Genomic DNA, 12,077 nt, shown 5'->3' with positions numbered 1-12,077 from the left:
CCCCTGGGCTTCACGACCACTACCCTGGGGCCCATGTCCAGCCCCCGCGCCGCCCTCTCCCACTCGGTCATGGACACCGTCGGCGTGGAGATCGTCAGCGGTCAGCTCGCCCCCGGCGAGGGCTTCACCCTGCAGGATCTGACGGAGCGCTTCGGTGTCTCGCGCACCGTCGCCCGCGAAACCATGCGGGCGCTGGAGGAGCTGTCGCTGGTGGCCGCGAGTCCGCGGATCGGCATCACCGTCCTCCCCGCCGGGCAGTGGAAGGTATTCAGCCCCCGCGTCATCGAGTGGCGGCTCCAGTCGGGTCAGCACGACGCCCAGCTGCGCTCGCTCACCGAACTCCGCGCCGCCGTCGAGCCCGCCGCCGCCCACCACGCGGCCACCCGCGCCACCCCGGGAGAACGGTTGCGGTTCACCGAGCTGGCCGCCACTCTTCGACGACTTGGCGAAGCAGGCGAGGGCCACCTGGAGGAGTTCCTCCGCGCGGACATCGAGTTCCACACCCTGCTGCTGCAGGCCTCCGGCAACGAGATGTTCGCCGCGCTGGGAGAGACGATCGGGGAGGTCCTCGTCGGGCGCACGCACCTCGGGCTCCAGCCCGCCCATCCCGAACCCGACATCCTCGACCGCCACGACGCGATGGCCCGGGCCATCGTCGACGGGGACGCGGCGGCGGCGGAGTCGCACGCCCGGGCGTTGGTCCATGAGGTCAGCGACGCGCTCGCCCACCTCTGAGGAGGTAGTAGCGTCACCCCATGCGCGTCGCCTTCATCTCGCTCCACACCTCCCCCGCCGAGCGGGCCGGCACGGCCGATGCCGGGGGCATGAACGTCCTCATCCGGGCCCTCGCCACTGCTCTCCAGCAGGCCGGGGCGCACGTCGAATTCTTCACGCGACGCTCCTCCGCGGATCAGCCCGCCACCGCCACCCTCGACGACGGCCTGATCGTCCACCACATCACCGCCGGCCCTGCCACACCCCTGCCGAAGAGCCAGATCGATGCCCACATCGACGAATTCCGCGAAAATCTGGGCTCGCTGGACCGCTTCGACCTCGTGCACTCCCACCACTGGATGTCCGGCGTGGCCGCCATCCCGCTGGCCCGTGCGGCCGGCATCCCGCATCTGATGACCTTCCACTCAGTGGCGGCGCACCCCAACTCCTCCCTGCGCGACGGCGAGCCCGCGGAGTCCCCGGCGCGGATCGACGGCGAGGTCTACTGCGCCACGGAGTCGGACTTCATCCTGGCAGTCAGCCGCCACGAGGCCGCCGTCGTCATCGGGCGTTGCCAGGCGGACCCGGAGCAGGTGATGATCGTGCGTCCCGGGGTGGACACCGAGCTGTTCCATCCGGCCGACCCGGGAGAGGTATGGGTGCCGGCGCCCGGCGTCAAGCCGGGTTACGTGCTGTTCGCCGCCCGCCTCCAGCCGCTCAAGGCCCCTGACGTGGCCATCCGGGCGCTCGGGCTGATCCCCGCCGAGGAGCGGCCGGATCTGGTGATCGTCGGTCAGGTCTCCGCGGACTTCGCCGACTACGAGGCTGAGCTGCACCGCTTCGTCGAGGAGGGTGGTGTCGCGGGCGAGGTGACCTTCCTTCCTGGGCAGGACCGCGAGTCGTTCGCGCGGATCATGCGGCACGCCTCCGTGATGCTGGTGCCGTCCTACTCCGAGACCTTCGGCCTGGTGGCCCTGGAGGCGTCGGCCTCCGGCATCCCGACGCTGGCCGCTGCCGCCGGCGGGCTCACCGAGGCCATCTGCAACACCCACACGGGCGACCTGGTGCCCACGCACGATCCCGCAGACTGGGCCGCGGCGCTGCTGCGCCTCCTCCGCGACCCCGATCGTCGGGCGCGGATGGGCGTCACCGCCCGCGAACGTGCTGAATCGATGACGTGGGCGCACGTGGCGGACCGGACGCTCCAGGCCTACCGTCGCGCCATCGCCAACGGCGCGGTCAAGCACGTCACGTTCATCCACGCCCACCCGGACGACGAGACGCTCGCCTCCGGCGCGCTCATCGCGCACCTGGTGGACGAGGGCCTGAAGGTGTCGGTGCTCACGTGCACCCGCGGCGAGATGGGGGGCGTGGTGCCCGGTCCGCTGTCCTACCTGGAGGGCACGCCCGCGCTGGAGCAGCGGCGCGAGGCTGAGCTGGCGGGGGCCCTGGATTCGTTGGGCGTGCACGCCCACGCGTATCTGGGGATGCCGCCCGCCCGCGCGTCGGAAGAGCCGCGCCGCTTCCTGGACTCAGGTATGCGGTGGATCTCCGAGGGGCTCGCGGGCCCGGGAGAGGAGGCTGACGAGCGGTCGCTGACGTCGGCGGACGAGGCGGAGGCGACGGCGGACATCGCGGCGTTCCTGCGCAAGATGGGCACGGACCTCGTCGTCAGTTACGACGACGACGGCGGGTACGGCCACCCGGACCACGTGCGCACGCACCACTTGAGCCGGGCCGCAGCCGACTCGGTGGGGATCCCGTTCGCCGCGCTCACCACGGACCGCGAGGTCGCGGCGAGGTGGTTCGACCTTGAGGGGTACCGCCCGCGCGTCGCGAAGGCGCTGCGGCATCACCGCACGCAGCTGACGGTCCACGACGACGACCGCACCATCACCCACAGCGGGGGCCAGGCCGACACCATCGTGACGTCGACGGGCCTGCGGGGAGACGTCCCCCACCTGCCCTGAGAGGGCTCATCGCGCCACTACGATGGCGAGCAGGCAAGCGCTGTCCCTTCCACTGCAACGAGGCGAACCAATGACGACCACCTCCCGCTCCCCCGACCTTGACGCCGCCTTCGACTACGTCTCCAGCCTCGTCCGCGACGGCGCCCTCCCCACCGCCGTGCTAGGCGTCGCCACCCGCGAGGGCATCGTGGCCCTGGAATCGTTCGGGCGCACCGGCACCCGCGAGGCGCGGACGGGCGACCACTACCGGCTGTTCTCCATCACCAAGCCCCTCGTCGGCCTCCTCGCCGCTCGCGAGCTGGAGCGGGGAACGCTCTCCCTCGACACCCCCCTGACCGACGCGCTCCCGGGGTTCGGCGCGGGCCGCGACGACGTCGTCCGCCTCCGCCACCTCGCCTCGCACACCTCCGGCATCACCGAGCCCGAGCTGGACGACCGGCGCCCCCTCCGCGAGGCCCTCGAGACGGCCGGCCGCGACACCCCCGTCGGCACCCTGCGCCGCTACTCCTCGCTCGCGTTCGAGGGCATCGCGGCGCTGATCGAGCACGCCGGCGGCGCACCCTGGGAGGCCGGGCTCAGCGCCCTCAACGACGAACTCGGGACCAGCTTCACCCTCGACGAGGCCTCGGACCCGCCCCCCGTCCTCGGGCCCGGAGCCTTCGACATGGCCACATTCGCCGCCCAGCACCACCCCGGCGCGGGCGTCATCGCCCGGGCGGAGGACCTGCTCACGGTGGCCGTCTCGCTCCTACGGGGCGACGGCGCCGTCGTGCGCCCCGAGACCCTGGACCTGATGCGACGCCCCCTCACCGTCGGCATTCCTGTCCACGAACCGCTCCCGCAGGACGACGGCGACGAGTACGGTTTCACTGTCAAGCTCCCCGGATGGGGCGCGACCGACGGCGTGTTCGGCCACGCCGGCTGGTCCGGCACCGAGTTCTGGATCAACCCGGCGGCCGGTGTGGCGTGGACGCTGATGACCAACCGGCCCGAGCGGCCCGGCTTCGAGGTGTCCACTTTGGAACGCCTTGTGAAGCAGGGCCACTAGGCCTCCGCGAGTCCCAGCGCGCAGCATTCAATGTGCGGACAACTCGGGCCATCGCGCCCAGAACCGTCCTAGCGACGTCTTAACCGACCCCCCATTGACAGTACAAAGGGAAGGATCTAGGCTGGAGCCAGCTCAAGGAAGAGCACCCCCGAAAGGATGACGATGGCTGTCGACAAGAGCCGTAACACTGACCCCCGTTACTCCAAGCTGACCGTCGGAGTCTGCCCCGACCAGTGGGGAGTCTGGTTCCCCGAGCACCCGGACCAGATCCCGTGGGAGAAGGCACTCGACGAGATGGCCGAGGCCGGCTTCTCCGTGATGGAGACCGGGCCGTTCGGCTACTTCCCCACCGACCCCAAGCGCCTCATGGACGAGATGGGCAAGCGCGGCTTCCGCGTCGTCGCCGGCACCGCGTGGGGCATCCTCCACAAGGAGGAGGCCTGGGCCGAGACCGAGAAGACCTTCCGCGCCGTGGGCGAGACCCACGCCGCCGTCGGCGCCGAGTACGTGGTGCACCTGCCCCCGATGTTCCGCGACGAGATCACCGGTGACTTCACCGACGACCGCCACCTCGACGGCGCCGCGTGGGACCTCTATATCAACAACGCGAACCGACTCGGGCGCATGATGAAGGAGGACTACGGCCTCAAGATGGTGCTGCACCCCCACGGCGACTCGCACATCGAGACCCGCGAGGACATCGACCGCATCTTCCAGGCCACGGATCCCGAGTACGTCGGCTTCTGCCTGGACACCGGCCACATCGTCTACGGCATGGCAGACAACATCGCGCTCATCAAGGACTACCCGGAGCGCATCAGCTACGTGCACATCAAGGCCATGGACCCCAAGCTGGTCAAGCAGGCCCACGACGAGGACTGGCCGTTCGTGAAGGCCGTCAAGGCCGGCTGCTCCGTCGCCCCGCCGGAGGGCGAGCCCGACATGCCCACCCTGGTGGAGGCCCTGGCCGATCTCAACAAGGAGCTCTACGTCATCACCGAGCAGGACATGTTCGGTTGCGACCCGGGCTACCCCCTGCCCAACGCCATCAAGACCCGCGAGTTCCTGGCCTCCTGCGGCCTCGGCCTCCTCTGATCCAGGAAAGACTGACTCACATGACCCTTCGTATCGGAATGATCGGCCCCGGTGGCATGGGCAAGGCCCACATCGAGCGGATCCACACCGTCATCTCGGGCGGCCGCGTGGTGGCCGTCAGCGACGTCAACCCTGACAACGCCGCCGCGGTGGCCGAGCAGATCGGCGGCACGGCCTTCGCGACCAGCGCCGAGCTGATCGCCTCGCCCGACGTGGACGCCATCATGATCGCCAGCTACGGACCGGCCCACAAGCCGGACGTGATCGCCGCCATCGAGGCCGGCAAGTACGTCTTCTGCGAGAAGCCCCTGGCGCCGACGGCCGCCGAGTGCGTCGAGATCATGGAGGCCGAGCAGAAGGCCGGCAAGAAGCTGGTCACCGTCGGCTTCATGCGCCGTTTCGATGCCTCGTACCGCGAGATGAAGAAGATCCTCGACGACGGCGAGGTGGGCGAGGCGCTCATGGTGCACAACGCGCACCGCAACCCCACCGTGCCCGAGATGTACACCTGGGACATGGCCATCAACGACACCGCCATCCACGAGATCGACACCATGCGCTGGCTGCTCGGCGAGGAGTTCGTCTCTGCCCGCGTGGACAAGCCGAAGAAGACCTCGCTGCGCTTCGAGCACCTGCAGGATCCCCTGGTGCTGATCCTCACCACCGAGTCCGGCGTCCGCGTCGACGACGAGGTGTTCGTCAACTGCCAGTACGGCTACGACATCCAGTGCGAGCTGGTGGCGGAGCAGGGCATCGTCCGCCTGGGCGACCAGGAGCTGGTGCACCGCGCCGACAAGCTCGGGCGCCACAACCGGCTCACGATGGACCACAACCAGCGCTTCGGCCAGGCCTTCGTCACCGAGGTCCAGGAGTGGATCACCGCGGCGTCGGCGGATCGCCACACCGGCTCCAGCTCCTGGGACGGCTACGCCGCCGCCGTGGTGTGCGACGCCGGCGTCAAGGCACTGACGGAGGACGGCGAAGTGCCGATCTCCATGATCGAGCGTCCCGCCCTCTACGCGTGACCTTGACGGGCGCCCGCTCCCGGGCGGGCGCCCTCACTCCGTCCCCCTCCCTCTCCCGCTCCACCCCCGCCCAGCACGCCAAGGAAGCCGTCATGGTCAAGATCCTGCTCGACCCATCCATGTACCACCCCCACCTCACCGTCGCCCAGGAGTGCGAGAAGGCCGCCGACCTCGGCTACGGCTACATCGAGCTGTCGCCTCGCGCCGACTTCCACGAGTGGCACCACTACCCCAAGGTCGACAACGCCGAGATCGCGCGCGTCAAGAGGGCAATGAAGGCCACCGGCGTCAAGATCGAGACCTTCAACCCCGTCTTCAACTGGTCCTCCCCTGACGAGCAGGAGCGCCAGGCACAGGTGCGCAACTGGCGCCGGCTCCTGGAGATCGCCGAGGAACTCGAAGTGCCGATGATGGCCACCGAGTTCTCAGGAGATCCCAACCGGGCGCTCACGAGCGAGCACCAGTTCTACCGCTCCATCGAGGAGCTGGCCCCGGACTTCGAGAAGCGTGGCATCGAGTGCGTCGTCGAGGCCCACCCGTACGACTTTGTTGAGACAAACGACCGGGCCGTCCAGGTGGTGCGCGGCGTCAACAAGGACTGGTTCAACTACCAGTTCTGCCTCCCCCACCTCTTCCACCTGTCGTCGGGAAAGAGCAACCCGCGCGAGCTGATGGAGTACGCCGGAGACCGCCTCCGGCACATCCACATCGGCGACGTGTGGAACCATCTGGCAAACGTCGGCAACCGCTACATCATCAACCCCCCGGGCGTTGACGCACGTATTCACCAGCACAATGAGATCGGCAACGGAGAGGTCCCCTGGGACGAGGTCTTCGGGTACCTGCGCGAGATCGAGTACGACGCCCGCCTGTCCGTGTGCGTCTTCGGCTGGGAGGAGGACGCGGACGCCATCCACGTCCGGATGCGGGAGCGCCTCGAGGCCGAGTTCACAACGAACTGATAACATCTGAAATCTTTGTCTTGACATACAGTTCTTTGTCAGGTCATCATAGCGGTGTTGCAACGATGCGACACTCCCTCCCTGCGGAGTCACCAGACACCGCAACCACCCTCGGAAGAGAGACTGCAATGAAGCAAGGAATCAAGCTCGTCGGCCTGTTGGCCGCCGGCGCCCTCGCCTTGAGTGCCTGCGGCACCACCGCCAGCACCCCCACCACCTCCGCCGCCGAAGGATCCGACGCTCCCTCCTCGGCCCCCCTCGAGACCGTGAATTTCGAGCCCGGCGAGGTCGTCAAGCCCGCCGACGGCGAGGTCATCAAGATCGGCGTCACATTCCCGATCCTGGATCAGTTCCTGCAGACCGTCGCCGACGGCATCGAGGCCCGCGCCGCAGAAGCCGGTGTCGAGGTGACCATCGTGGCCGCCCAGGAGAAGGCAGACGTCCAGCTGGGCCAGGTGGAGAACTTCATCTCCCAGGGCCTCGACGGCATCATCATCATCCCCGTCGACACCGACGCGGCCGGCCCCATGACCGAGAAGGCCATGGACGCCGAGATCCCGCTCGTCTACGTCAACCGTCGCCCCTCCGACCTGCCCGTGGGCGTGCCTTACGTGGGATCCAACTCTCTGGTGGCCGGCCAGCTTCAGATGGAGGCGCTCGCCGAGCTCGCCGACGGCAAGGGCAAGGTGGGCATCCTCATCGGCGACCCCGCCAACGAGGCCGCGCGTGACCGCACCGAAGGCTGCAAGCAGATCCTCGAGGACTACCCGGAGATGGAGCTCCTGCGCGAGCAGGCCGGCAACTGGTACCGCGAAGAGGGCCTGGCCATCACCGAGAACTGGATCCAGTCCGGTGACGAGATCGACATCATCTGCGCCAACAACGACGAGATGGCCCTCGGCGCCATCCAGGCTCTGAAGAACGCCGACAAGCTCGACGACGTGATCGTGGGTGGCGTGGACGCCACCGCAGACGCGCTCGCCGCGATGGCAGCCGGCGAGCTCGAGGTGACCGTGTTCCAGGATGCGGCCGGCCAGGGCGCCGGTGGAGTGGACTCCATCATCAACCTGTACAACGGCGAAGAGGTCGCCGGCGTCATCGACGTGCCCTACCAGCTCGTCACCCCTGACAACATGGCCGACTTCGAGAAGTGACGGACCCAGGGGGCCGGGTGCGATGATCGCCCCGGCCCTCTGCTTCGGCAGGGAGGATAGGAAATGCAAGAGGTAATTCTGCGGATGCGTGACATCCGAAAGACGTTCCCCGGCGTGGTGGCCTTGGACGGCGTACAGCTGGACGTGCGAAGCGGCACGGTCCACTCGCTCATGGGGGAGAACGGCGCTGGCAAGTCCACGCTCATGAAGTGCCTGATCGGCATGTACACCCCCGACGCCGGCACGGTTGAACTCGCCGGTGACATGGTCAGCTTCAAGGACACCAAGGACGGCCTCGAACACGGCATCTCCATGATCCACCAGGAGCTGTCTCCCGTGCCGGAGATGATGGTGGCCGAGAACATCTGGCTCGGCCGGGAGCAGCGCGGCAAGTTCGGGCTGTTGGACCCCAAGCTGATCATCCGCAAGACCCAGGAACTCTTCGACGAGTGGGACATGAAGATCGACCCGCGCGCCAAGATGAAGGACCTCACGGTGGCGCGCCAGCAGATGGTGGAGATCGCCAAGGCCATCAGCTACGACGCCAAGATCATCATCATGGACGAGCCCACCTCCGCCATCCCCGAGCGGGAGGTGGACCACCTGCACAGGATGATCAAGCGGCTCACCGACTTCGGCGTGGCCATCGTCTACATCACCCACAAGATGGACGAGGTCTTCAAGATCTCCGACGACATCACGGTGTTCCGCGACGGCAAGCACGTCGTCTCCCTCCCGGCGAAGGAGCTGGACCGCAACAAGCTGATCCAGCTGATGGTGGGCCGCGAGCTCACCAGCATGTTCCCCAAGCTGGAGGCCGAGATCGGCGAGGTGGTCCTGTCGGTCCGCAACCTCAACCGGGGTCGGTTCGTCCAGAACGTCAGCTTCGAGGTGCGCCGCGGCGAGATCCTCGGCTTCGCCGGGCTCATGGGCGCGGGCCGCACGGAGGTGCTCGAGACCATCTTCGGGATCGAACCCGCTGACAGCGGCGAGATCTTCGTCGAGGGCAAGCAGCTCAAGGTCCGCGAGCCGAAGGACGCCATCGCGGCCGGCATCGGCATGCTGACGGAGGACCGCAAGCACAACGGCATCATGGGTGTGCTGTCGGTCCGCGACAACATCACCATCGCCGCGCTGCCGAAGTACAGCCCGAAGGGCTTCCTCAACATGGCGCAGATCCGCAAGGACAGCGAGGCCCAGCGCCAGGCGCTGCGCATCAAGACCCCCACGCTTGAGCAGTTGATCAAGAACCTCTCCGGCGGCAACCAGCAGAAGGCGCTCATCTCGCGCTGGCTGCTCACGGTCCCTGAGATCCTCATGATCGACGAGCCCACCCGAGGAATCGATGTGGGCGCAAAGAGTGAAATCCACCGCCTCATGTCCCAGCTCGCGCAACAGGGCAAGGCCATCATCATGGTCTCGTCCGAGCTGCCCGAGGTCCTCGGGATGAGCGATCGCGTCATCGTCATGCACGAAGGCCGCATCTCCGGTGAGCTCTCCCGTGCGGAGGCCAACCAGGAGTCCATCATGCAACTCGCCACCGGCGGCACCGCGGCCGCGTAGGAAGGAACCAACTACTCATGTCTGACACCACTGTCGAGGCCAAACCGAAGTTCAACGCGACGGCGGCCATCAAGAAATACGCCATCCTCCTGATCCTCATCGGGTTCATGGTGATCCTCGCCATCGTCACCGGGGGAACGTTCCTGAGGTCACAGAACCTCATCAACGTCGTCGTCCAGGTGGCCCCCATCGGCATCGTCGCCCTCGGCATGATGTTCGCCATCATCACCAAAGGCATCGACCTGTCGGTGGGCTCCACCGTCGCCCTGGTGGCCGTCGTCTCGGCCAGCCTCGCCCAGGTCCAGAGCGACACCGCGATGTTCCCCGGCCTCCCCCCGATGCCGATCTTCGTCTCGATCATCGTGGGCCTGCTCGTCGGCGCCATCGTGGGCGCCATCGTCGGCACCCTCGTCGCCTACTTCCGCATCCCGCCGTTCGTGGCAACACTGGGCATGATGACCGCCGCTCGTGGTCTGGCGAACATCTACACCGGCGGACGCCCCGTCTCCAACCTGGCGGACGGATTCAACTGGCTGGGCCAGGGCGCCATCCTCGGCATCCCGGTGCCGATGATCATCTTCCTCCTGGTGGCCGTGGTCATCTGGGTGGTCCTCAACCGGACCCGCTTCGGCCGGCACACCTACGCCATCGGCGGCAATGAGCAGGCGGCCCGCGTCTCGGGCATCAGCATCGGCAAGGTGCAGTTCCTCATCTACACCCTGATCGGCCTGCTGGCCGGTCTCGCCGGCATGATCCTCGCCGCCCGCATCGGCTCCGGCCAGCCCACCCTGGGCGTCATGCTGGAGCTCGACGCCATCACGGCCGCAGTCATCGGCGGCGTGTCCTTCAACGGTGGCATCGGCGTGGTGTGGGGCGTCGTCGTGGGCGCGCTGATCATCGGCGTCATCAACAACGGCCTGGATCTCATGAACGTCTCCCCGTTCATGCAGATGGTCGTCAAGGGCGCCATCATCGTCGTCGCAGTCATCATCGACGAGCGCAAGAACCGCTAGTCAAGACAGCAGTTGCAGGGGCGGGGCCGGTGCGGCTCCGCCCCTGTGGCATGCCCCCGGTACGGTGGACCCATGCGCCTGATCCTGATCCGTCACGGGGAAACCGAGAGCAACGTCAACCGCCAGCTCGACACCGCCCACCCGGGTGCGCCGCTCAACGAGAACGGGCTGACGCAGGCCCAGGCGCTCGTCGAGGCCATCGCGCACGAACAGATCGAGGCCCTGTACGCCTCCACCCTGACGCGCGCGCAGCAGACGGCCGCGCCGTTGGCGGAGGCCAGGGAGCTGGAGCTCATCATCGCTGACGGGATCCAGGAGATCGCCGCCGGGATCGAGGAGATGAACACGGACTGGAGCGTGTACGTGGGCATGCTCAATTCGTGGGCTCCGCACAACCTCGACGTGGGGCTGGAGGGCGGAGAGACGGCGCGCCAGTTCCTCACGCGGTTCACCAACGCGGTCGCGGCCATGGAGCAGGCGGGCGACGAGGTGGTCGCGCTGGTCAGCCACGGCGCCGCGCTGCGGGTGTGGGCGATCTCGCAGGACCCGTCGATCGGGGTCGAGAACGCACAGCCGCTGCACAACACTCAGTGGATCGTGCTCAACGGGTCGACCACCGACGGGTGGAGGATCGAGCAGTGGGGTGACTACGTCACCTCCACCGACGACACGGACTGACCCTGACACGAGGCCCGTGCGGCCCTTGTCCCCCGTTGGTTGAGCCGCGCCAAGCCGCGACTTCTTCCGCTGGGTGAGCCAGCCGCGGCGCGTAGCGCCCGCTGCTGCGTCGAGGCCTCCAGCGCCCGGTGCAGCGAGCCCTGACACGACGCCCGGGCGGCCGTTGTCCACATTCTCCCTGCTGATCGCGGCAGAATCCTTGGCTGGGTAGACGAGGCCGCCCGGGCCTCGTCTCACTGCTCCCTGCACTCGTTTCCCTATGACGTGGTCCCTTCCGGGCGTGCGCCGTCAGGGCGGCCCTGGGCCCGGGTCTGCACAGGCGGGAGGCCAGTCGGTGATCGTCGGGTTGGGCATCACTGCGCACAGCCGCCCTGCCGTCCCCCACCCTCGCTTCACGTCCCGTCCGTGCCGCGGCTGGCTCGGTCGCCTCACTATCACCTCTGGTGCCGTAGCCGACGCCGTAGGTGGCAGTTCTGATGCCGTAGTCGACCCCAGAAGTGACGGTAAGAGAGTTCACCCCATCAGGTGTCGCGACACCGCCCCAGCTGGATGGGCCGGGTTGAGCACCGACTGAGGCGAACGCTCAGCGGTCACCTCCCGTCCCGCCCACTCGGACGGCTTGATGACCGAACGGGGGGTGCGCTCGAAGGTGGGGGACGGCAGGTCGGCTGGGCGCAGGGATGCCCAGCCCGCGGGGCACCCAGAAGAACCCGCCTAAGACAGACCCGCACCAGGGCCGACCTGCCGGCACACGCCTGGACCGAACCACGCCACGCAGGTACCAGTGCAGGGAGACGTGAGACGAGGCCCGGGCGGCCTCAACTACCCGGCCCCTCACAACCGGGCGGTCGAGGA

General features: G+C 67.9%; 10 protein-coding genes. All 10 read left to right on the top strand.

Going from position 1 to position 12,077, the window contains the following annotated elements; genetic code table 11:
* Positions 1 to 33: 33 nt before the first annotated feature.
* The gene (locus tag ACX1D1_RS03345) at positions 34 to 735 is read left to right on the top strand and encodes a FadR/GntR family transcriptional regulator (RefSeq protein WP_459055910.1); all 702 of its coding nucleotides are present in this window, start codon (positions 34 to 36) and stop codon (positions 733 to 735) included.
* Between the two features lie 20 nt (positions 736 to 755).
* Entirely contained in the window at positions 756 to 2,684 is a 1,929-nt protein-coding gene (locus ACX1D1_RS03340; protein WP_459055909.1) for a glycosyltransferase, read from the top strand.
* A gap of 70 nt (positions 2,685 to 2,754) precedes the next feature.
* The gene (locus ACX1D1_RS03335; RefSeq protein WP_459055908.1) at positions 2,755 to 3,732 is read left to right on the top strand and encodes a serine hydrolase domain-containing protein; all 978 of its coding nucleotides are present in this window, start codon (positions 2,755 to 2,757) and stop codon (positions 3,730 to 3,732) included.
* A gap of 162 nt (positions 3,733 to 3,894) precedes the next feature.
* Positions 3,895 to 4,827: a TIM barrel protein gene (locus tag ACX1D1_RS03330; RefSeq protein WP_182800432.1), complete on the top strand. Its 933-nt coding sequence runs from the start codon at positions 3,895 to 3,897 to the stop codon at positions 4,825 to 4,827.
* A 20-nt stretch (positions 4,828 to 4,847) separates the two neighbouring features.
* Positions 4,848 to 5,852, top strand: coding sequence for a Gfo/Idh/MocA family protein (locus ACX1D1_RS03325; RefSeq protein ID WP_459055907.1), 1,005 nt, complete (start codon positions 4,848 to 4,850; stop codon positions 5,850 to 5,852).
* A 92-nt stretch (positions 5,853 to 5,944) separates the two neighbouring features.
* Positions 5,945 to 6,814, top strand: coding sequence for a sugar phosphate isomerase/epimerase family protein (locus ACX1D1_RS03320; protein ID WP_459056536.1), 870 nt, complete (start codon positions 5,945 to 5,947; stop codon positions 6,812 to 6,814).
* A 128-nt stretch (positions 6,815 to 6,942) separates the two neighbouring features.
* The gene (locus tag ACX1D1_RS03315; RefSeq protein ID WP_459055906.1) at positions 6,943 to 7,968 is read left to right on the top strand and encodes a sugar ABC transporter substrate-binding protein; all 1,026 of its coding nucleotides are present in this window, start codon (positions 6,943 to 6,945) and stop codon (positions 7,966 to 7,968) included.
* A gap of 63 nt (positions 7,969 to 8,031) precedes the next feature.
* On the top strand, positions 8,032 to 9,531 hold the full coding sequence (locus ACX1D1_RS03310; RefSeq protein WP_459055905.1) for a sugar ABC transporter ATP-binding protein: 1,500 nt from the start codon (positions 8,032 to 8,034) through the stop codon (positions 9,529 to 9,531).
* A 17-nt stretch (positions 9,532 to 9,548) separates the two neighbouring features.
* Complete coding sequence (locus ACX1D1_RS03305; protein WP_182800436.1) at positions 9,549 to 10,544, top strand: ABC transporter permease; 996 nt, start codon at positions 9,549 to 9,551, stop codon at positions 10,542 to 10,544.
* A 72-nt stretch (positions 10,545 to 10,616) separates the two neighbouring features.
* A complete protein-coding gene (locus tag ACX1D1_RS03300) occupies positions 10,617 to 11,222 on the top strand; it encodes a histidine phosphatase family protein (RefSeq protein WP_182800437.1) in 606 nt (201 codons plus the stop codon).
* Positions 11,223 to 12,077: the final 855 nt, after the last annotated feature.

The sequence above is a fragment of the Tessaracoccus luoxuelianae genome, assembly GCF_054483915.1.
The sequence above is the reverse complement of the archived record's forward strand: the minus strand, read 5'-3'. Positions and strand labels throughout refer to the sequence as shown.

Bases quoted from the DNA above. Each gene is read 5' to 3' on its own strand.
- ACX1D1_RS03310 (WP_459055905.1), top strand. From the start codon at position 8,032: ATGCAAGAGGTAATTCTGCGGATGCGTGACATCCGAAAGACGTTCCCC.
- ACX1D1_RS03305 (WP_182800436.1), top strand. From the start codon at position 9,549: ATGTCTGACACCACTGTCGAGGCCAAACCGAAGTTCAACGCGACGGCG.
- ACX1D1_RS03330 (WP_182800432.1), top strand. From the start codon at position 3,895: ATGGCTGTCGACAAGAGCCGTAACACTGACCCCCGTTACTCCAAGCTG.
- ACX1D1_RS03335 (WP_459055908.1), top strand. From the start codon at position 2,755: ATGACGACCACCTCCCGCTCCCCCGACCTTGACGCCGCCTTCGACTAC.
- ACX1D1_RS03345 (WP_459055910.1), top strand. From the start codon at position 34: ATGTCCAGCCCCCGCGCCGCCCTCTCCCACTCGGTCATGGACACCGTC.
- ACX1D1_RS03315 (WP_459055906.1), top strand. From the start codon at position 6,943: ATGAAGCAAGGAATCAAGCTCGTCGGCCTGTTGGCCGCCGGCGCCCTC.
- ACX1D1_RS03300 (WP_182800437.1), top strand. From the start codon at position 10,617: ATGCGCCTGATCCTGATCCGTCACGGGGAAACCGAGAGCAACGTCAAC.
- ACX1D1_RS03340 (WP_459055909.1), top strand. From the start codon at position 756: ATGCGCGTCGCCTTCATCTCGCTCCACACCTCCCCCGCCGAGCGGGCC.
- ACX1D1_RS03325 (WP_459055907.1), top strand. From the start codon at position 4,848: ATGACCCTTCGTATCGGAATGATCGGCCCCGGTGGCATGGGCAAGGCC.
- ACX1D1_RS03320 (WP_459056536.1), top strand. From the start codon at position 5,945: ATGGTCAAGATCCTGCTCGACCCATCCATGTACCACCCCCACCTCACC.